The sequence below is a fragment of the Arthrobacter sp. SAFR-023 genome (assembly GCF_051965295.1).
Lineage (GTDB): Bacteria > Actinomycetota > Actinomycetes > Actinomycetales > Micrococcaceae > Arthrobacter.
In genome coordinates this window covers 61181-81210 of record NZ_JBQCMF010000002.1, presented here as the reverse complement: position 1 = coordinate 81210, position 20030 = coordinate 61181, and the positions used below count along the sequence as shown (strand labels likewise).

Annotated in this window: 23 protein-coding genes; 16 read left to right on the top strand and 7 right to left on the bottom strand. The window is 67.2% G+C overall.

The genetic code is table 11. From position 1 onward, the window contains the following. Positions 1-15: 15 nt before the first annotated feature. A complete protein-coding gene (locus ACTHQX_RS02580) occupies positions 16-282 on the bottom strand; it encodes a MoaD/ThiS family protein (protein ID WP_440158601.1) in 267 nt (88 codons plus the stop codon). Positions 283-285: 3 nt separating this feature from the next. After that, positions 286-1461, bottom strand: a complete 1176-nt coding sequence (gene moaA / locus ACTHQX_RS02575; RefSeq protein WP_236807868.1) for a GTP 3',8-cyclase MoaA — start codon at positions 1459-1461, stop codon at positions 286-288. Positions 1462-1731: 270 nt separating this feature from the next. Between moaA and ACTHQX_RS02570 the strand changes: the two genes are divergently transcribed. The 7 genes from ACTHQX_RS02570 to ACTHQX_RS02540 all read left to right on the top strand — a co-directional run bounded on the left by ACTHQX_RS02570 (position 1732) and on the right by ACTHQX_RS02540 (position 7261). After that, the gene (locus ACTHQX_RS02570) at positions 1732-3150 is read left to right on the top strand and encodes a molybdopterin-dependent oxidoreductase (RefSeq protein ID WP_440158641.1); all 1419 of its coding nucleotides are present in this window, start codon (positions 1732-1734) and stop codon (positions 3148-3150) included. An 18-nt stretch (positions 3151-3168) separates the two neighbouring features. Beyond that, entirely contained in the window at positions 3169-4428 is a 1260-nt protein-coding gene (locus ACTHQX_RS02565) for a molybdopterin molybdotransferase MoeA (protein ID WP_440158602.1), read from the top strand. Continuing rightward, complete coding sequence (moaC, locus tag ACTHQX_RS02560) at positions 4416-4910, top strand: cyclic pyranopterin monophosphate synthase MoaC (RefSeq protein WP_190607009.1); 495 nt, start codon at positions 4416-4418, stop codon at positions 4908-4910. Before ACTHQX_RS02565 ends, moaC begins: the two co-directional genes overlap by 13 nt. Continuing rightward, the gene (locus ACTHQX_RS02555; RefSeq protein WP_236807870.1) at positions 4907-5434 is read left to right on the top strand and encodes a MogA/MoaB family molybdenum cofactor biosynthesis protein; all 528 of its coding nucleotides are present in this window, start codon (positions 4907-4909) and stop codon (positions 5432-5434) included. The genes moaC and ACTHQX_RS02555 overlap by 4 nt, the downstream gene beginning before the upstream one ends. Next, complete coding sequence (locus ACTHQX_RS02550; RefSeq protein WP_440158603.1) at positions 5424-5891, top strand: molybdenum cofactor biosynthesis protein MoaE; 468 nt, start codon at positions 5424-5426, stop codon at positions 5889-5891. Before ACTHQX_RS02555 ends, ACTHQX_RS02550 begins: the two co-directional genes overlap by 11 nt. A 118-nt stretch (positions 5892-6009) precedes the next feature. After that, positions 6010-6768, top strand: coding sequence for a 4-hydroxy-tetrahydrodipicolinate reductase (gene dapB / locus ACTHQX_RS02545; protein WP_190607016.1), 759 nt, complete (start codon positions 6010-6012; stop codon positions 6766-6768). Between the two features lie 4 nt (positions 6769-6772). Next, complete coding sequence (locus tag ACTHQX_RS02540; protein ID WP_236807873.1) at positions 6773-7261, top strand: hypothetical protein; 489 nt, start codon at positions 6773-6775, stop codon at positions 7259-7261. A 29-nt stretch (positions 7262-7290) separates the two neighbouring features. Here the strand turns inward: ACTHQX_RS02540 and ACTHQX_RS02535 are convergent, their stop codons facing one another. After that, positions 7291-8526 (bottom strand): heparan-alpha-glucosaminide N-acetyltransferase domain-containing protein, encoded by a 1236-nt coding sequence (locus tag ACTHQX_RS02535; protein WP_440158604.1) that lies wholly within the window; start codon positions 8524-8526, stop codon positions 7291-7293. Between the two features lie 115 nt (positions 8527-8641). After that, positions 8642-8737 (bottom strand): hypothetical protein, encoded by a 96-nt coding sequence (locus tag ACTHQX_RS02530; protein WP_440158642.1) that lies wholly within the window; start codon positions 8735-8737, stop codon positions 8642-8644. Positions 8738-8910: 173 nt separating this feature from the next. On the opposite strand from ACTHQX_RS02530, the gene ACTHQX_RS02525 reads away from it, so the two are divergent. Continuing rightward, positions 8911-9171, top strand: coding sequence for a PLD nuclease N-terminal domain-containing protein (locus ACTHQX_RS02525; protein WP_440174527.1), 261 nt, complete (start codon positions 8911-8913; stop codon positions 9169-9171). On the opposite strand, the gene ACTHQX_RS02520 is transcribed toward ACTHQX_RS02525, so the two are convergent. Together ACTHQX_RS02520 and ACTHQX_RS02515 are read right to left on the bottom strand one after the other, a co-directional pair. After that, positions 9160-9786, bottom strand: a complete 627-nt coding sequence (locus ACTHQX_RS02520) for a hypothetical protein (protein ID WP_440158605.1) — start codon at positions 9784-9786, stop codon at positions 9160-9162. The genes ACTHQX_RS02525 and ACTHQX_RS02520 overlap by 12 nt on opposite strands. Further along, on the bottom strand, positions 9783-10490 hold the full coding sequence (locus tag ACTHQX_RS02515) for a hypothetical protein (protein ID WP_440158606.1): 708 nt from the start codon (positions 10488-10490) through the stop codon (positions 9783-9785). The genes ACTHQX_RS02520 and ACTHQX_RS02515 overlap by 4 nt, the downstream gene beginning before the upstream one ends. Before the next feature lie 120 nt (positions 10491-10610). Here ACTHQX_RS02515 and ACTHQX_RS02510 point away from each other — a divergent pair, with 120 nt between their 5' ends. The 8 genes from ACTHQX_RS02510 to ACTHQX_RS02475 all read left to right on the top strand — a co-directional run bounded on the left by ACTHQX_RS02510 (position 10611) and on the right by ACTHQX_RS02475 (position 19403). Beyond that, the gene (locus tag ACTHQX_RS02510; RefSeq protein WP_440158607.1) at positions 10611-11045 is read left to right on the top strand and encodes a hypothetical protein; all 435 of its coding nucleotides are present in this window, start codon (positions 10611-10613) and stop codon (positions 11043-11045) included. 9 nt (positions 11046-11054) lie between these two features. Beyond that, complete coding sequence (locus ACTHQX_RS02505; protein WP_440158609.1) at positions 11055-11849, top strand: carbon-nitrogen hydrolase family protein; 795 nt, start codon at positions 11055-11057, stop codon at positions 11847-11849. Between the two features lie 97 nt (positions 11850-11946). Next, on the top strand, positions 11947-12855 hold the full coding sequence (gene dapA, locus ACTHQX_RS02500; protein WP_102970876.1) for a 4-hydroxy-tetrahydrodipicolinate synthase: 909 nt from the start codon (positions 11947-11949) through the stop codon (positions 12853-12855). A 42-nt stretch (positions 12856-12897) separates the two neighbouring features. Then, on the top strand, positions 12898-14589 hold the full coding sequence (locus ACTHQX_RS02495; RefSeq protein ID WP_236807879.1) for a ribonuclease J: 1692 nt from the start codon (positions 12898-12900) through the stop codon (positions 14587-14589). 85 nt (positions 14590-14674) lie between these two features. Continuing rightward, the gene (locus tag ACTHQX_RS02490) at positions 14675-17563 is read left to right on the top strand and encodes a DNA translocase FtsK (RefSeq protein ID WP_440158610.1); all 2889 of its coding nucleotides are present in this window, start codon (positions 14675-14677) and stop codon (positions 17561-17563) included. Positions 17564-17617: 54 nt separating this feature from the next. Further along, complete coding sequence (gene pgsA / locus ACTHQX_RS02485; protein ID WP_440158611.1) at positions 17618-18277, top strand: CDP-diacylglycerol--glycerol-3-phosphate 3-phosphatidyltransferase; 660 nt, start codon at positions 17618-17620, stop codon at positions 18275-18277. Next, complete coding sequence (locus ACTHQX_RS02480; protein ID WP_440158612.1) at positions 18274-18759, top strand: CinA family protein; 486 nt, start codon at positions 18274-18276, stop codon at positions 18757-18759. Before pgsA ends, ACTHQX_RS02480 begins: the two co-directional genes overlap by 4 nt. Before the next feature lie 191 nt (positions 18760-18950). Next, positions 18951-19403, top strand: coding sequence for a helix-turn-helix domain-containing protein (locus ACTHQX_RS02475; protein WP_003798764.1), 453 nt, complete (start codon positions 18951-18953; stop codon positions 19401-19403). 92 nt (positions 19404-19495) lie between these two features. Here ACTHQX_RS02475 and ACTHQX_RS02470 read toward each other — a convergent pair whose 3' ends face one another. Then, complete coding sequence (locus ACTHQX_RS02470; RefSeq protein ID WP_440158613.1) at positions 19496-20002, bottom strand: MarR family winged helix-turn-helix transcriptional regulator; 507 nt, start codon at positions 20000-20002, stop codon at positions 19496-19498. Positions 20003-20030 lie beyond the last annotated feature (28 nt).

Genomic DNA, 20030 nt, shown 5'->3' with positions numbered 1-20030 from the left:
GGCGATCCAGTTGGGTTAGCCGCCGGCGAACGGCGGGAGGACGTCCACCACGTCGCCAGCTGCCAGGACGGTGGTCCGGTCCCGGACGGCGACCTCGTTCAGCAGGAAGCTGCTGCGGGCCAGGATCCTGTCCAGCGGCGGTGTCCCGGCCGGAGGTTCCGGACGGTCGACGTCGAGCACTGCGGCCAGGAGGGACTCCACCGTGGATCCGGCGGCAAGTTCGAAGCGCTCTTCATCCATGCCTGCCGCGGCGCGTGCGGCAGCGAAGTATCGTACGTTCAAGGATTAGCCTCCGATGGCGCTCATGCTGCGGTCCGGCTGGACGAAGTCCGGAGCGTCGAGTCCCACGTGGTCCATGCCGTGGGCTTTGGGCTTCAGCCACATGGCATCCTGCCAGCGTTCGGCGAGCTGCTCGTCGCTGGCCCCCTGCCTCAGCAGGCCGAGCAGGTCGAATTCCTCGCGGGAGAAGAGGCAGCTCATGATCTTGCCTTCGGCCGTGATCCGGGTCCGCCGGCAGTCAGAACAGAAAGGCTCGGTGACCGAGGCGATGATTCCCACGGTTCCCAGCACGGGGGCGTGTGAGTCAGCGGAACTGCCTGGTGCACCGGAACCGGCAGTCCGGCGTCGTACTTCAAAGCGTTCCGCGGGTGCACCGTCGCGGGCGCGCGGATCCGGGCTCAGCACGAACTCCTCGGAGAGGAGTTCGCGGATCTCGGCCGCGGTGATCATGTTCCGGCGGGTCCAGCCGTGGTCGGCGTCCAGCGGCATCTGCTCGATGAAGCGCAGTTCGTAGCCGCGCTCCAGCGCCCAGCCGAGGAGGGACGGCGATTCGGTGTCGTTGATGCCCCGCATCAGCACGGCGTTGAGCTTCACGGGACCGAGGCCGGCGGCCCAGGCGGCGTCCACCCCGGCGAGGACCCGGTCCAGGAACGGACGCCGTGTCAGTTTGGTGAAAGTTTCTTCGTGCAGGGAGTCAAGGGAGACGTTGATGCGCGTCAGCCCGGCAGCCTTAAGGGCTGCAGCCTTCCGGTCCAGGCCCACGCCGTTCGTCGTCATGGAAATGGGGAGCTCGGGGTGTGCCTGGCGCAGGGCTCCAATGATGCCGACGAGGTCGGCCCGGACCAGGGGTTCGCCGCCGGTCAGGCGCAGCTCGCGCACGCCAAGCAGGTTCACGCCGATGCCAACGATCCGCACGATTTCCTCGCCGGTCATGACCGCCTGCTTCGAGAGCCACTCCAGCCCCTCGGCCGGCATGCAGTAGGTACAGCGCAGGTTGCACTTGTCCGTCAGCGAAAGCCGCATATCGGTCGCCCTGCGGCCGTAGCGGTCCGCGAGGCCGGCGGGAGCGTCAGCCGGGCGGCGGTCGGGGACCCCGGCCGGGCGCGCAGCGGGAAGGGGCTGCGAACCCGAATCGGGTGCGCCACCTTCGCGGAGCTGCGGTATGCCAAGCTGAACACTCATGACTTCAGGCTACGCCACGATGGGGCGCCGATCACATTCGGCCCGTCCCGTGACCGGCGGCTGCGGCTGCGGCCCCGGAGGCAATGCGGCCGCCGGGCTGGCGGCGGTGCCGGAATGCGCTGCTGAACCTATGCTGGAAGGGTGAACGGGTCCCAGGAGCCAGGCCGGCACCGGCGCCGGTGGGCTGCGGCCGCAGGCGTGGTGGCAGCCGGCACCGGACTCGTCGCGAGCGAACTCATCGCCGGCTTCGTCAGTCCTTCACTTTCCACGATGACCGCCCTGGGCGGCGCAGTCATCGACGCTGTTCCGCCGGGCGTCAAGGACTGGGCCGTTTCCCTCTTCGGTACAGCGGACAAGCTGGCGTTGCTGGCCGGCATGGCGCTGGGTATCGCAGTCTTCGCTGCCGCGGCAGGTGTCCTCGAGCTGCGCCGGCGCTTCGCGGGTGCGGCTGTCTTTGCAGTCTTCGGCGTCGTGGGCCTGGCCGCAGTCCTGACCCGTGCCCAGATGACCGCCGCCGCCGTCGTGCTGCCGCTGCTTGCGGCCGGGATCGGGATCGCGGTGCTGCTGAAGCTGGTCACGCGCCTGGCTGCCGCGGGTAGCGGGGAGGCCGGCCCGGGACCGGCCCGTCGGGGTTTCTTCCAGTTGCTGGGAGGCACCGCCGCCGGTGTGCTGGTGGGCGGCGCCGTCGTCACCGTCTGGCGCGGCGGGGCGGCCGGCGTCAACGAGGTCCGGCGGACCCTGCGGCTGCCCGTGCCGCAGTCCCCGGCGCCGCCCATTCCGGCCGGCGCTGACATCGGGCTCGCGGGAGTCGGCCCACTGGTTACGCCCAATCCCGACTTCTACCGGATTGACACTGCGCTGTCCGTTCCCGTTCTTGATTCCCGCGAGTGGAGGCTCAAGGTCACCGGGCTGGTGGAACGGGAGGTTGAGCTCACCTTCGAGGACCTGATGTCGAAGCCCCTGATCGAACGGCACGTGACCATAGCCTGCGTGTCCAACGAGGTGGGCGGCAACCTGATCGGCAACGCACGCTGGCTGGGCTGGCCGGTGCGGGAACTGCTGGCGATGGCCGGTCCCAAGCCGGACGCGGACATGGTCCTGTCGCGCAGCGCGGACGGCTTTACGGCCAGCACTCCGCTTGAGGTGCTCACCGACCGCCGTGCTGCACTGCTGGCCGTGGGCATGAACGGCGAACCGCTCCCGCTCGAACACGGCTTCCCCGTGCGGATGATCGTCCCCGGGTTGTACGGATACGTGTCCGCGACCAAGTGGCTCACCCACCTGAAGGTCACCAGGTTTGCCGACGACGTGGCCTACTGGACGCCGCGCGGCTGGTCGGAGCGCGGCCCCATCAAGATCTCGTCAAGGGTGGATGTGCCCCGGAACGGAGCCTCGGTACCGGCCGGGAACGTGGTGTTTGGCGGCGTGGCCTGGGCGCAGCACACCGGGATCGGCAAGGTCGAGCTGCGCGTGGACCGGGGGAGCTGGCAGCCGGCCCGGCTCGCCCCGGCCATCTCGGTGGACACCTGGTACCAGTGGCAGCTCGGCCTTGACCTGCAGCCCGGGCAGCACGAGGTTCAGGTCCGGGCCACGGACCTGTTGGGCACGGAACAGGCTGAGGAACGCCGTTCCGTGGCACCCGACGGTGCCACAGGCTTCCACACCATTAGAGTGGACGTGAAAACGTAGCCCACCAAAGGCCGGACCATGCACAGCCTGCACGAACACAGCACCCACGAGCTCGGCCAATACACCCACGGCGCGCACAAGAGCGTGGCGGACCATCGGCGCGCGGTCAGGGAGCTCCTCGGTCCGCTGCTGTCCCAGGAGCGGACCGAAAGGCTTCCGCTGGTCCAGGCCTTGGGCCGCGGGCTGGCGGAGGACGTCACTGCTCCGCTGAGCCTGCCCCCGTTTCCGAACTCCCAGATGGACGGCTTTGCCATCCGCTCCGCGGACGTGCCCGACGGCGGGGCGAACCTGCGCGTGGCCGCTCCGGTTCCGGCAGGCGCGAAACCCGCGCCGCTGCAGCCGGGCAGCGCTGTTCCAATCATGACCGGTGCCATGGTGCCCGCCGGGGCAGACGCCGTCGTACCCATTGAACAGGCGGTCCCGTCCATCTTTCCGCCCGAGGGCGAAGAGGCCGGGGTGAGACTGCCGGCCACGGTTGCCGGGACGTACATCCGGGCCGCCGGAAGCGACATCGAGGCCGGCCAGCAGGCCCTGGCCGCCGGAACCTGCCTCGGCCCGGCTCAGCTGGGTCTGCTCGCGGCCCTGGGGTTGCCGGAGGTCCTGGTCCACAAGCAGCTTTCGGTCCTGCTGGTAACCACCGGCGACGAAGTGGTGGAACCCGGGGAACCGCTCGGTGACGGCAAGATCTACGATGCCAACGGCACCCTCCTGGAATCCGCGCTGCGGCAGGCGGGACTTGCCGTGACCCGGGCGGGCATTTCCGCCGACAGCCCGGATGGCCTGCGGACGCTGCTGCGCACCCACACGTCCGTGGTGGACCTGATTGTCACCACCGGGGGAGTCAGCAAGGGGGCCTACGAAGTGGTGCGGCAGGCCATGGACGGCCAGGACGTCGCGTTCCAGCACGTCGCCATGCAGCCCGGCGGCCCCCAGGGACTGGGAACGTTCGACGGCGTCCCCCTCCTTGCGTTTCCGGGAAACCCCGTCAGCTGCCTCGTCTCCTTTGAGATGTTTCTCCGGCCGGTGCTGGGCGAACTGTTTGGCGCGCCCGCGCCCAGGCCCGCCGTCCGGGCGCGGCTGGCCCAGCCGCTGACGTCCCCGGCCGGCAAGCACCAGGTCCGGCGCGGGTCCCTGCAGGCTGACGGCACCGTCCGGCTGCAGGGCGGCGAAAGCTCGCATCTGGTGCAGGCGCTGGCCCACTCCAACGCCCTGGTCCACGTGCCCCCAGGCACTGCCGCTCTCGACGAGGGCGCCGAAGTGGAAGTATGGATGTTGTGACTGCAGAAAATGACCACGGCGCCCTGACCCACCTGCGCCGTGACGGCACGGCCCAGATGGTGGACGTCTCAGAAAAACCGGAAACCACCCGCGAGGCCACGGCCACGGCCACGGTCCGCAGCACCGCCGAGGTCCTCGCGCTGCTGGGCACCGGCGGCCTGCCCAAAGGCGACGCCCTGGCCGTGGCCCGGGTCGCCGGAATCATGGCGGCCAAGAAAACTCCTGAACTGATCCCGCTGTGCCACCCGCTCCCGATTTCAAAGGTGACTGTCGACTTTGAACTCGGACCGGAGACCGTGGACATCCTGGCCACGGTCAAGACCCGGGGCGTGACCGGCGTCGAAATGGAGGCTCTGACTGCGGCCTCCGTGGCGGCGCTGAGCGTCTACGACATGATCAAGGCCGTGGACAAGCACGCTGTCCTCACGGACATCAAGGTCCTGGCCAAGAGCGGCGGCAAGAGCGGGGACTGGGCCCTGTGAGCACCCCCGACTCCAAAACCGCGGCACCTCACGTCCACGGCGAGGTCCAGGGCCGCAAGGCCGGCGTGGTGATTGCGTCAACGCGTGCTGCCTCCGGCGTCTACCAGGACGAGACCGGCCCGGTCATCACTGACTGGCTCACCGAACACGGTTTCGTGCCGTATCCGGTGATGGTGGTGCCCGACGGTGAACCGGTGGGCGCCGCGATCCGCGCGCTCCTGACCCAGGAGCCCGCCGTCGTCATCACCAGCGGCGGCACCGGCCTGAGCCCGGACGACCGCACGCCGGAAATGACGCTACCGCTGCTGGACCGCGAAATCCCTGGCATCATGGAGGGCATCCGCCAGGCCGGAACGGCCAAGACGCCGCACGCCATGCTCAGCCGCGGACATGCCGGCGCGGCCGGCAGGACTTTCATCATCAACCTGCCCGGATCACCCAAGGGGGTCATGGACGGTCTCTCCGTCCTGGACCCGGTGATCGGGCACCTGTGCGACCAGTTGGAGGGCGGACATGGCCACTGAGGCATCGTTCGAAGTAGTAACCGCGGTGCTCAGCGCCGAACCCATCTCCGTGGACCAGGCCATCGCGGCCGTGGAGTCCGAGACCGCCGGAGCTGTAGTCAGCTTCAGCGGCGTGGTCCGGAACCACGACGGCGGGAAGCCGGTTGACCGGCTCAGCTACAGCGCCCATCCGACGGCCCGGAAGGTGCTGGACGACGTCGTGGCGCAGCTGGTGGCCGAACAGGCCGAAGCGGCTGGACCTGGCACGGCTCCGCCGGTCCGGATCTGGGTCGCGCACCGGGTGGGCCCGCTGGCAATTGGCGACCCTGCCCTCGTCTGCGCCGTTGCGGCCGCCCACCGCGGGCAGGCCTTCACCGTGTGCTCGGAGCTGGTGGACCGGGTCAAGGCGCAGGTGCCGATCTGGAAGGAACAGTTCTTCAGCGACGGCACCGTCGAATGGGTCGGGGCGGGGGAATAAAGGCCGGCAACGGCGGGGGAGTAGGGCCGGCAGCGTCGGGGAAAACGCCGTCTGCGCGTGAGGTAACGCATGTGCCACGGTTCAGTCCGGCCGCTGCCTGAACGGTAGTGTTGAAGCCATGACCCAACAACTTCCTGTCGCCGTTCTGGGCGCAAACGGGCGCATGGGCGCCGAGGCCGTGAAAGCTGTGGAGGCCGCCCCGGACATGGTGCTCGTCGCCGCGCTGGGACGCGGCGACTCCCTCGATTCGCTGCTCGACGCCGGTGCGCGGTACGTCGTCGATCTCACCGTTCCGGAAAGCACCGAGGAGAACGTCCGCTTCGCCGTCGAGAACGGCATGCACGCCGTGGTGGGCACCACGGGCTGGGACCTGGGCAGGCTGGAGTCGCTGGAGACCCTGCTGGCCGGCCACCCGGAAGTCGGCGTGCTCATAGCACCCAACTTCGCCCTCGGCTCGGTGCTCACGTCGGCGTTTGCCGCCAAGGCATCGAAGTACTTCGAATCCGTGGAGATCATCGAACTCCACCACCCGGACAAGGTGGATGCGCCCTCCGGTACTGCCGTTCGCACTGCCCAGCTGGTGGCAGCGGAACGCGAGGCGGCCGGTGTCGGCCCCAGCCCGGACGCCACTACAACTGAACTGGCCGGAGCCCGGGGCTGCGAGGTGGACGGCGTGCGCGTCCACAGCGTCCGGCTCCGCGGGCTCGTGGCCCATCAGGAAGTCCTCCTCGGCGGGCCGGGGGAGCAGCTGACGCTCCGTCATGATTCATTCGACCGGGCCTCGTTCATGCCCGGGGTCCTCCTGGGTGTCCGCAACGTTGCCGCCCACCCGGGACTCACCGTCGGACTGGACGGCTACCTGGATCTGGGGCTGTAAGGCAGTGAAACCGTTTCTTGGCAGGCTGAAGACCAACCGCACCAAGATCTGGGTGGGCGCGGTGACGCTCCTGCTGGTCTTCTACCTGGTGGTGTCCCTGCAGCGCTCGGTCCTGCTGCTGACCGATCCCGAGCCCGTGGCCAAGGCCATCGGCGCGGCGTACCTCGTGCTGCCGGTGATCGGCGCCTGGGCCCTGATCCGGGAACTCCTCTTCGGCGCCAGGACCGAGCAGATGGCGCGGGTGCTTGAGGCCGAAGGCGGCCTGCCGGAGGACAACCTGCCCCGCACGCCGGCCGGCCGGATCATCCGGGCTGCGGCGGACCAGGAGTTCGAGAAATACCGCGCGGAAGCCGAGGCGGCCCCGGGCGACTGGCGGTCCTGGTTCAGGCTCAGCTGTGCCTATGACGCATCGGGTGACCGGAAGCGCGCACGTTCCTCCATGCGGGATGCCGTGCGGCTGTTCCGTGCCTCCGGCGACGCCGTGGCGCGCTAGCCGGGCAGCCGCCCCAGCGAGAGTCAGGTTTAGCGGATCCTTGCCGGCTGGTGGCGGCCCACCTGGTTGGCGGCGTGTCCGAGCCATTCCAGCGGACCGCGCCATTTCAGGATCGCGAAAGCCATCCCGATCAGCACGGCCAGCGCCGCGTGGGCAAAGTACATCCCGTCCTCGGTCCAGCCCACAGGCAATGGCTTGAGGTGGAACGACGCCACCACGCACACATGGGCCGTGTACAGCGTCAGCGTCATGGCACCCGGTCCGCGCAGCGGAAGCAGCAGGTCCAGTGCCAGCCACTGGCCGAGTCTGCCCACCAGAAGGCAAAGGCCGACGACGGCGGCCGCCACGCCGCTGGTATGCAGCAGGTCCAGCGTGGTTCCGGAGTGGGGCGCACTGCTGGCCAGCCACCACCAGGATCCCTCCTGGCGGACGCCGGCCAGATTGACCTGCAGGAGGCTGTCCAGCGGATAGTTGGGGTCAGTGAGGATATCCTGCAGGGCGGCGCGGCCGCCCCACGGCCCCATTGCCGCCGTCCCCAGGACCTTGGAGAATGCCGCTACGGCAGTGCCGCCGAGCAGCATCAACACGGGAACTATCGCCGTGGTCAGCGCGAGCCTGCCAATGATGAGACCCACCAGCAGATATGAGATCCACTGGAACACGGGGTAGTACCCCGTCAGGAACAGGTCGCCAAGCAGCTGGCCCGGAGTGGTGAGGTCCTCCCACCCCGGGTTGTGGCTGAGCTGCAGCGGCGGATCCGCTGCCATGAGCCACGGCCGCAGCAGGAAGGCAATCACCGGGGACAGCAGGATCCAGCCCGTTGCCCAGGCGCACAGGGCCTTCAGCCGCAGCCCGATGAACGGCAGGACGCACAGGAACAGCGCGGCGTAATGCACCAGGATTACCGCCACGTTGACGTCAAGTCCGCCGAGCGCGAGCCCGACGACGGCAATCACCAGGGCGCGCATCGCGATGCCGCGCCGTGCGGCGGTCAGTGCCGGGCCGTCAAGAGGCTGTTGCTTGCCGGTGGACAGGGCGAGGCCGATTCCCGCGAGCACGGCAAACAGTGCGGCGGCACGGCCGGAAAATGTCAGGCCCACCCAAGTCGGGGTCAGGGCGGCGTTCGGCTCGAAGGTCGGGAGCAGGTGGGTGGCCATCATGCCCAGGAGGGCCAGGCCGCGGGCAGCGTCGATACCGGCCAGCCTGACGCCTGTTGCGGGCCCCTTCGCTGTTTTGGAAGATGCAGCCGTGCTCCGCGAGGTCATGATGTGATCGTCTCACATCCGCATAGCTGCACTGTTTTTCTTGAACCGGGGCCGCTCGAGTAATGAAGTAAAACCACGCCGTTGCCGAACGGCCTCGTCCCTTCGAGCCTCAGGCTCAACCGGAGGCCGGGATCTTCGAACAGAGGCCGGCCTGCCCCAGAACCACAGGATGGACGAGAATCCGGAACTCGTCGATCAGGCCCAGCCGCATAAAGGCGGAAGCCAAGTTGGCGCCGCTAAGGGCGAGGTCGCCGCCGGCGGGCCGGCGTCGTTCTTTCCAGTGAAGCAGTACTTCGCCAAAAGTGGGAGGTTTCCTGTGCTGAGCAGGACCGCTGGCAGTAGGGTTTCTTTATCCGCAAGCTGGTCGGTCTTTGGGGGACGAAGATGATGGCATCCATTGCAGCCGGGACGGCAGAACCGTTAGTGCCGCCCTTTGGAATCCTGGGGTTCCTCCTGACTGTGAACGTTGTGCTGTTCATGGCTGCACTGGTCAGCATCGCTCGGAACAGGAATCACACCTCCGGCGGCAAGGTGGTTTGGGCGTTGCTCGTTCTTGCGGTTCCAGTGCTTGGACCGTTGGCGTGGTTTCTGATTGGCCGCAGGGCGCCGTCTGCAGGAAAAATCCCTTTGCGGCTAGAGCAATAGGGCCGGCGGCCTGGCCGCGTCGTCCTCGGTTGCTTCGAACCATGCCCGGTCGTGGCGATACCGGAATGCGAACCCGTTGTATCCGGCAGGCCGGAGGTCAATCGCGTCGAGCACGCCCGCTGCCGGGCGCTCGGCTTTGTCCCAGCCGGGAACGACGACGCCGGGCGCAGCTTCCCGTGCAAGTCCAATCTCGGGGAAGCTCGCGTCGACGTATCCGGCGCGTGCCGTGAGGGGTACCCCCGTGTAGGTGCGGCCGGCAAATCCGTACAGCAGCAGCCGGTTCTCGTCCGGCCCCGACCTTTCCGGCAGATCGGACTGCTCATCCCAGAGCCAGGATTCCGATGCCATCGCCGCAAACTGCGCCGCAGACAGGTCATTAATCCTGTCTATTCCGTGGAGCGGGCAGTAGGCCGAAGCGTGCACGCCCTCCTCCTCCACGAGGCGGTCGTCGGCATCCGGAAAGGACCGGCGGAATTCGAACAGGCAGATGCATCCACTGGTCTTGGCATCCTTTGCGGGTACGAGCCCGGACGCGTCATCGACGAAAGGCCAGGACGGCGCCAGGCCCACCCCGGCCGGAACCTCCCAGACGAGGCGCTTTCCGACCCGACTCATCGCGAACAGCGCCAACCCTGACTCACCACCGTGGCGATGGCCATGATGCTGAGTGCAGCCGCCGCTGCAGCAAAAGCGCTTGCGGAGGATTCCCTGGCCATTTCCTCATAGGTTCGACCGAGCTCAGTGGGAAGCGCCGCGAAAGCAACTGCCCAACCTGCGCTGGCCGTGATAACAAAAACGAGGGCCGGGATCAGGCCGCGGAGAAGCGCCCGCTTGCTGGCTTTCAAGGCATTGGCGCCCACTGCGACCGTGCGTCCCGTGATTGACTGCGCCAGCGTCCGGACGGCGCGCAGTTCACGCCAAGAGCGGGAGGCCACAGCCAGGGCCAGCGCGGCCCCCGCCGCAGAGCCGAGCCACCACACCGGGCCCGACGCATACCCGTCCAAGGTGTGGGGCACGGCTGCGAAGCCGAGGACCAACGGTGCTGCCACGACGGCATACCGTCCCAGCATCCAGCCAAGGACACAGAAACCTGAGGCGAGAAGAATGCTCGCGATGCCCATCATGTCGATGAAGCGGAAGGCTCCGTACCAGGAGGGGTCACCGAAGGATTCCCAACCACGATCGGCGATGAAGGCTGCGGCTGTCCCGAATAGGCCCGTGAGCCAACCGAGGAACCTCAGCCGCCGGGAAGGAATCCGCTCCGGGAGTGCGGCCCAGGCCCGCGTTTCCGGGCGAACGATGGCACAGCTGAGTGTCACAATCACTCCTTCCCGCAGCCTGACTATCGTTGATCATTCCACGGCCAATCACAGCGGGTAGCATGATCGCGGGTTTCCGCGAGCCTTGTATTCGAATATATATTCGAATAGGATTTCGGCATGAAGAAGTCATCAGGGCGCCCGGCGGGCCGCCAGCTGGAAGGGCGCGAGGTTGGGGGACACCGGCTCAACAGTGATCCCATCAAGGCTCCTGCGCCCAGGGCCGACCCGCTCAAACCTGATCCGCGCAAAGGTGATCCACGCAACGGTGATCCGCTGAAGGCAATGAGTCCCGGCGTGGTCGACTTCCTTTTCCGGCAGCTCGTGGCGGGGGAGCCTGCCGAGGACGTCCAGTGGGGCCGGGAAGGTGTTGCTCTCTTGGACCAGGCGCCAGGGGCGGAGCTGGCACGCCGGCTGTCCGAAACGGACGTCGATGCGCTGACGCCCACCGAGCTGTTCCACTACGTCCGCGCCGCGCAGCGGCTCACCCTTTGGGCTGAGTCGTTACGGGAGACGGCCGTGGAGCGATACTGCTCAGGGGCGGACCCTGCCTAGGATGGGCTCGTGACCGCACTGCTGAGCGCACCGCTGACCGTATCCGCCATTCAGTACGAGGCCCTGGGCGGTGGCATTGATGCCAATGTGCCGGAGCATGTGCGCCTCATCGAGGACGCCGACTCGCACGGCGCCCGGCTGGTGGTGTTCCCCGAGCTCTCGCTAACGGGGTACGACCTGCCGCTGCTTCGCGGGGGAGATCGGTTTGACGGCGCAGTTCAGTTTCATGACGGGGAACAGTGGGTGGCGCCCGCTGACCACCGTTTGGACCCCATCCGGGAGATCTGCCGCAGAACCGGGATCACCGCCGTCGTTGGTGCACCCTTCCGGGAGCCGGACGGCACGCCGCGGCTCGCCTCCCTGGCCGTCCATCCGAACGGCGCAGAAGAGGCCAGCTTCAAGACGCACCTTCACGGCGACGAACTGCCCCTTTTTGAAGCAGGGCAGGAACCGCTCCTGCTGGACGTGGACGGCTGGAAGGTTGCACTGGCCATCTGCTTTGATGCTGCCCATCCCGCGCACTCCGGCGCTGCTGCCGCCGCGGGAGCTGACGTGTATGCCGTCTCGGCGCTTTACACACAGGAGGAAGGCCACCGGCTGGGGTTGCATCTCGGGGCGCGGGCCATGGACAACCGCATGTATGGCATCCTTGCCAACCTGGGTGGCCCAACGCCGCTGGGTCCGTCCTGCGGTCTGAGCGGTTTCTGGGGACCGGACGGGCTGCCGATGCAGCAGGCGGGCGGGACCGGAACGGAAGTGGTCACAGCTGTGCTGCGGCGGGGTTCCCTGGAGAGGTACCGGTAGCCGGCGTGGTACCGCGGCCACCTGCGCGCCGGAATTTGACGATCATCACGCGGTGGCCATTGTCCTAACCTGCACGTGACAGGGTAACGTTTTTCCCATGGCTGACACTTCCGCGAACCTTCCTGCCCTGGGCACCCTCCTGACCGCCATGGTCACCCCGTTCACGACGGACGGCAAGGTCGATTACCAGCAGGCAGCGGAACTGGCCAGCAAGCTCGTTGACGACGGCTGCGACGGCCTGGTTGTCACCGGAACCACCGGCGAGACGTCCACCCTCACCGACGAGGAAAACCTCGGTATGTTCCGCGCCGTGATGGAAGCCGTTGGCGGGCGTGCCGCCGTTATCGCCGGCACCGGAACCAACGACACCGCCCACTCAGTGCACCTGTCCCAGGAAGCCGCCAAGCTCGGCGTCGACGGCCTGCTGATCGTCACGCCCTACTACAACAAGCCCAGCCAGGCCGGCGTCCGGGCGCACTTTGAGACGGTCGCATCCGCCACCGACCTGCCCGTCATGCTGTATGATATCCCCGGACGGTCCTCCATCGAAATCGCGCCGGACACCATGATCCGCCTCGCGCAGCACCCGAACATCGTTGCCGTCAAGGACGCCAAGGCGGACTTCGCCGCGGCAACCCGCGTCCTGGCCGAGACCGATCTTGCCTTCTACTCCGGCGACGACGGCCTGACCCTGCAGTGGATGGCCCTGGGAGCCGTGGGCCTCGTGGGTGTCACCACCCACGTTGCCACCCGCCGCTTCCGGGAGCTCATTGATGCGATTAACGCGAGCGACCTCGGCACGGCCCGCAAGATCAACTTCGAGCTTGAGCCGGTGGTGCGCGCCACGATGACCCGCGTCCAGGGCGCCGTTGCAGCCAAGCAAATTCTTAAATGGCAGGGAGTCCTGCCCAACTCGATTGTCCGCTTGCCCCTCGTGGAGCCGGACGAAGCCGAGATCGAAACCATCCGCGAGGACTTGGCGAAAGGAGGGCTGGTCTTTTCCTGACGGACTGAGACCGGCACTCTTCCGTCTGGAAAGAAGTGCATTATGACCCAAGTAGCCCTCCCCGGCCTCGTTACGCCTCCCCGCCTTCCCCAGGGCACCCTGCGGATTGTTCCGCTGGGCGGGCTCGGTGAAATCGGCCGGAACATGGCTGTGTTCGAAATCGACGGCAAGTTGCTGGTCGTCGACTGCGGCGTCCTCTTCCCCGAGGAAACCCAGCCCGGCGTTGACCTGATCCTGCCCGATTTCTCCTACATCGAGGACCGGATCGACGACATCGTGGCTGTTGTCCTCACGCACGGCCACGAGGACCACATCGGGGCCGTTCCGTACCTGCTGCGGCTCCGCAACGACATTCCGCTGGTTGGATCGCAGCTGACCCTGGCGCTGATTGAAGCCAAGCTCCAGGAGCACCGGATCAGGCCTTACACGCTGTCCGTCACCGAGGGACAGGTGGAGCAGTTTGGCCCCTTCCAGTGCGAGTTTGTTGCGGTCAACCACTCCATCCCGGACGCCCTTGCGGTCTTCATCCGCACAGCCGGCGGCACGGTGCTGCACACGGGCGACTTCAAGATGGACCAGCTGCCCCTCGACGGCCGCATCACCGATCTCCGGCACTTCGCCAAGCTGGGTGAAGAAGGCGTGGACCTGTTCATGTCCGACTCCACCAACGCCGACGTCCCGGGTTTCACCACCGCGGAGAAGGAGATCGGCCCCACCCTGGACCGGCTCTTCGGTCAGGCCACCAAGCGCATCATCGTGGCGTCGTTCTCATCACACGTGCACAGGGTGCAGCAGGTCCTGGACGCTGCGGCCAAGCACGGCCGCAACGTCGCCTTCGTGGGACGTTCCATGGTGCGGAACATGGCTATCGCCGCCAAACTTGGCTACCTGCACGTGCCGGACGGCATCCTGGTGGACCTGAAGAACATCGACTCACTGCCCGACAACCGGGTGGTGCTGATGTCCACCGGGTCCCAGGGCGAGCCCATGGCCGCGCTGTCACGCATGGCCAACGGTGACCACCGCGTGGTGGTGGGCCAGGGCGACACCGTCATCCTGGCCTCCAGCCTCATTCCCGGCAACGAGAACGCCGTCTTCCGCATCATCAACGGCCTGCTGAAGCTCGGCGCCGACGTGATCCACAAGGGCAACGCCAAGGTCCACGTGTCCGGCCACGCTGCGGCAGGGGAGCTCCTCTACTGCTACAACATCCTCGAGCCACTCAACGCCATGCCGGTGCACGGTGAGACGCGGCACCTGATCGCCAACGGCAAGATCGCGGAGGAGTCCGGCGTTCCGACGGCCAGCATCCTGCTGGCAGACAACGGCACGGTGATCGACCTGCGGGACCACCAGGCCGACATCGTGGGCCAGGTCGAGGTCGGCTTCGTGTACGTGGACGGCTCCAGCGTCGGCGAAATCACCGATGCAGACCTCAAGGACCGCCGCGTCCTGGGCGATGAAGGCTTCATCTCCATCATCACGGTCATCAACAGGGCCACCGGCAAGGTCGTCTCCGGGCCCGAGATCCACGCCCGCGGCGTCGCCGAGGACGACTCGGTCTTCGACGACATCATTCCCAAGATCAACGCCGCACTGGAGGAGGCCGTGCTCAGCAACGCTGACCACACCAACCACCAAATGCAACAGATCGTCCGCCGGGTGGTCGGCACGTGGGTCAACCGCAAGCTGCGCCGGCGCCCCATGATCATCCCGGTGGTCCTGGAGGCCTAACCGCCGGCGCCCGGGGGCTGAACACAGCCCCCGGAAGGCCCGGAAATCCGCGGTTCCACGGCCAGGGTGGAGTACCGTGGCAGATATGGCCACACGTACTTCCCCCGCGCCAAAACGTACCCCCAGCAGTAAAACGGGCGCATCCGCGGGCCGCAGCGGCTCTTCCGCGGCCAAATCCGGCCGGGCCGGATCGTCCGCCGGCAGCGCCCGCACGCGCCAGCTTCCCGCCGTCGAACACCGGCAGCCCTGGCTGCTGCGGGTGGCCGGCGGGGCCTGGCTGGGCATCGGCCACCTGGTGGGCGGGGGAGTGCGCCGCATCGGCCAGGACGTCAGCGACCTGGCCCCCGAAGACCGCCGCGACGGCGCCGCCCTGTTCAACCTGGCCCTCGCGGTCTTCATCGCCACCTTCGCGTGGTGGGGTTTCCGTGGCTGGTTCCCGGACGCCGTCTACGCCGTGGTCAACGGCACCTTCGGCTGGATGTCGCTGGTCCTGCCGCTCATGCTCTTCGTGTGCGCCTGCAGGCTTTTCCGGCAGCCTGTGGACGGCCGCGGAAACAACCGCGTGGGCATCGGCTTCCTCATCATGACGTTCGCAGGGTGCGGGATCGCGCACATCGTGGGCGGCCAGCCGACCGTGAGCGAGGGCTTCGACGGGCTGCGGCAGGCCGGCGGCATGCTGGGCTTCCTGGCGGCCTCGCCGCTGGCCGCCATTCACCCCGCGGTCCCGGTGGTCCTGTACGGGCTGCTGGCCTTCGTGTCTGTCCTCATCGTCACGGCCACGCCGTTCGGGGCCATACCGCGGCGGCTGCGCGGCGCCTATGAGCACCTGATGGGGATCGACCTGCAGGAGAACGACGGCGACGCCCACGACCGCAGCTACCTGTACGAGAACAGCCCGCCCGCCCCCAAGAAGAAGCGCAAACGGCTCTTCGGCAAGGACGAGGAAGCCGACCCCCGGCTGGAAGGCTACGTCGGAGACGAAGCCTTTGAACATGCCGTGGTCGACGACGACGAGCCGTCACCGGAGGCCGGCAAGGGACGCCCCGCCGTGGCCCCCGGAGTCCGGCGGCCCACCCAGGCGGAGATCGCCGTCGAGAAGATCAAGGCAGCCCAGGGACTCGGCGCCAAGGGCGCCGACACCGAGAACGCCACCGAGGCCATTCCGCTCGTGGTCCCGGGCATGGCCGGTTCGCCGAATGCACCCGGCGCGACTCCCGCTGCAGCCGCGCAGGTGCCGTCCAAGCCGGTGGCGCCCGCGCCGCCGCCCACACCGATTCCGCAGCGCACGGAGCAGCTGTCCCTCGCAGGCGATGTCACCTACACGCTGCCGTCATCCGACGTGCTCACGCCCGGCTCCATTCCCAAGGAACGCACGGAAGCCAACGACGCCGTCGTCGCCGCCCTGACCGACACGCTCCAGCAGTTCAACGTGGATGCCACGGTGACCGGTTTCAGCCGAGGTCCGACCGTGACCCGGTACGAGATCGAACTGGCGCCGGGCACCAAGGTGGAACGCGTCACCGCGCTGTCCAAAAACATCTCCTACGCCGTCGCCTCGAGCGATGTCCGCATCCTCAGCCCCATTCCCGGCAAGTCGGCCATCGGCATCGAGATCCCCAACACCGACCGCGAGACCGTGTCCCTGGGCGACGTCCTGCGCAGCCAGAACGCCCGCCGCACGGACCACCCCATGGTCATGGGCGTCGGAAAGGACGTCGAGGGCGGCTACGTCGTGGCCAACCTGGCCAAGATGCCCCACCTGCTGGTGGCCGGTGCCACCGGTGCCGGTAAGTCCTCCTTCGTGAACTCCATGATCACGTCCCTGCTGATGCGGGCCACCCCCGACGAGGTCCGCATGGTCATGGTGGACCCCAAGCGCGTGGAGCTCACCGCCTACGAAGGCGTGCCGCACCTCATCACGCCCATCATCACCAACCCCAAAAAGGCTGCCGAGGCGCTGCAGTGGGTGGTCCGTGAAATGGACGCCCGCTACGACGACCTCGCCAACTACGGCTTCAAGCACGTCGACGACTTCAACAAGGCAGTACGCGCCGGCAAGGTCCAGCCGCCGGTGGACTCCAAGCGGGTCATCCGGCCCTACCCGTACCTCCTGGTGATCGTGGACGAGCTCGCCGACCTGATGATGGTCGCGCCGCGGGACGTGGAAGATTCGATCGTCCGCATTACGCAGCTGGCCCGCGCCGCCGGCATCCACCTGGTGCTCGCCACGCAGCGGCCGTCCGTTGACGTGGTCACCGGCCTGATCAAGGCCAACGTGCCGTCCCGCATGGCCTTCGCCACCTCGTCCGTGACCGATTCGCGCGTGGTCCTCGACCAGCCCGGCGCGGAAAAGCTGATCGGCCAGGGTGATGCTCTCTTCCTGCCGATGGGCGCCTCCAAGGCGATGCGTGTGCAGGGCGCCTGGGTCACCGAATCCGAGATCCACAAGGTGGTCGAACACGTCAAGGGCCAGCTCCAGGCCGTCTACCGTGACGACGTCGCGCCCGAGGCGCAGAAAAAGCAGATCGACGACGACATCGGGGACGACCTCGAGGTGCTGCTGCAGGCCACGGAGCTGGTGGTCACCACCCAGTTCGGCTCGACGTCCATGCTGCAGCGCAAGCTCCGCGTCGGGTTCGCCAAGGCAGGCCGCCTCATGGACCTGCTCGAATCACGCGGCGTCGTTGGTCCGTCGGAAGGCTCCAAGGCGCGCGACGTGCTGGTCAAGCCGGACGACCTCGCCGCGGTGCTGGCGGCGATGAAGGGCCAGGAGGCACCGGCCGCGGCCGATTCGCAGACCGCCGCCTTGAGTGAGAACGCCAACGCCAACATCGCGCAAGGCGGCTACGCGGAGGACCTCGTTGCCGCCGACCTGGACAACCGCACCCAGAGCGTCGACTATTACGACGGCGCCGACAGTTCCGGTGACGACGAGGACGGTTCCGAGGACGCCTGGTCCCTCACCGGCCGGTAGTCCTCACGGGCATCAGCAAGAAAGCGGTAGCGCCGAAGACGGTAGCCTAGAAGGGTGACTAGCACCGAAGCGACCGCGGCCGGCTCCAACAGCTCCGGGATCTGGAATCTTCCCAACATCCTCACGATGCTCCGCATCGTGCTGGTGCCGTTCTTCGTATGGTTCCTGATCGCCGACGCCCCGGGCTTGCGGAGCGAGTCCGGCGGGTGGCGCTGGGCGGCTGTGGCGGCATTCGCCGTCGCCATTTACACGGACAAGCTCGACGGCGACATCGCCCGCAGCCGGGGACTGGTCACCGACTTCGGCAAGATTGCCGATCCGATCGCGGACAAGCTGCTGACCGGATCCGCTCTGGTCATGCTGTGCGTCCTGAATGAGCTGCCCTGGTGGATGACGATCGTGATCCTGGTCCGTGAGTGGGGCATCACAGCGCTGCGGTTCTTCGTCATCCGGTACGGCGTCATCCCGGCGTCACGCGGCGGCAAGCTTAAGACGGTCGTCCAGACCGTGGCGATATTCCTCTACCTCCTTCCGCTGGCGTCCATCGCACCGTGGCTGACCTGGGTTGCCTTCGCGGTGATGCTGGCCGCCGTGCTAATTACCGTCTGGACCGGTGCCGAATACGTCGTTCAGGCACTGAAAGTCAGGTCCGAGGGGCTGCGCCGGCGGGCTGCTGACGTCCGCCACGAGGAAAACGAGGAGGGCCAGCCATGACCAATCTGCACCGGATTGCCGGGGAGGCCGTCGCTGCGGCTATCGGCCGTGGCGTCACCGTGGCCACCGCGGAATCGCTCACCGCAGGAATGGTCGCCGCCGTACTGGCCGACACCCCGGGAGCGTCCGCCATGCTGCAGGGCGGCGTGGTCTCCTACAGCAACACCGTGAAGCGGGACGTCCTTGGCGTTCCGCAGGGCCTGCTGGACGCCGTCGGATCGGTGGATGAAGCGGTGGCTGCCGCCATGGCCGACGGCGCCCGGCGGGTATGCGGCGCGGACTTCGGTGTCTCCACCACGGGCGTGGCCGGACCCGAGGCCCACGACGGCAAGGCCGTCGGAACGGTGTTCGTAGGCGTCGCCACCGCAGAGGGTGTGCAGGCCTTTCCCTACAGCTTCCAGGGCACCCGGGCAGAAATCCGCGGACTGGCCTGTGGCGCGGCTTTGGAGCGGCTGCAGGAGGCACTGGCTGCGTTAAGCTGAGTTTCGGGCTTCGCTGACCTGGGTCCCGGACTGCGCTAAGCTACCCGGAGTAAGGTTGCCGGGAACAAAAAGCGAGTCCGAATAGTTGTCACATTGTGTCGCCTCTCCTTGAGGGAGGCGCCTAGGATGAAGAGAACATATGCGGTTTACGTCACAGTGAACCGGAACCATGAGGGAGCAAGGCGATACAGATGGTAAAGCAGCCCGTGTCCGTAAACGGCGTTGTCCGCTGGAAGGACGTGGGCCTCGCCGATCAGGCCAAGAGCGAACAGAAGGAGCGCAAGATGGTTGTACTTCGTCACGAAATCGGTGATGTACTGCGCGATGTCCGCCAGCGGCAAGGGCGTACCCTCCGCGAAGTTTCGCACAGCGCCCGGGTCTCCCTGGGCTACCTGAGTGAAGTGGAACGCGGCCAGAAGGAAGCTTCCTCGGAGCTCCTGTCCTCGATCTGTTCGGCGCTGGATGTACCGCTTTCCAGCATGCTCCGTGAGGTCAGCGACCGCGTGGCTGTCGCCGAAGGCGTTGCCGTGCCGGACACCGTTCCGCAGGAATTCTCCCAGCGCTATGGCCGTGACCTTGAGCGCGACCTGAGCAGCGAGCTCAACAACGAGCTCGCCACCGAAATGCTGTCGGGCGCCCGCTAAACGGAACCCGGTAGCCCGGCCCAGATAACTACAGCGAAGGCCTCCGGCGATCTGCCGGAGGCCTTCGTCGTGCCCTGAAAGCGAGTCTTGATCTAGGCGTCGTCCCGCGGGAATCCGTCACGTTCGTACGTGGCGTTAAGCTTGGCCATGTAGGTGGCCAGTGCGTCGAGGTCCTCCACCGGCCATTCGCCCAGGCGCTCACGGAACACCTGCCGCCGGGCATCCTGGACCTGGTGCATCTTTTCTTCGCCCTCGGCTGTGAGCCGGATCGTTTGCGCCCTGCCGTCCAGCGGGTCGGCTTCCTTGAGCACCAGGCCGATGCTTTCAAGGAATGCGATTTGCCTGCTGACGGACGGCTTGCCGACGCCGATGCTGGATGCAAGTTCGGTGAGGCGGATGGGGCCGCTCTTGCGGATCACGCTGAGCAGTCCGTAGGCGGCTGGTTCCATGTCCGGGTGGACCTCGCGCGACAGTTGCTGGGAAATGGACCGGGCCCGTCGCCAGAACAGACTGATCTGGTGCTCCACGTTGGTCAGTGCCGTATCAAGCGTGTCCTCGAAGGGGGCAGTGGTTCCGGGGGCTTCAGCGGGGTTGCTCATGGCAACCATTCTAGAGTCAGGGTCCGTG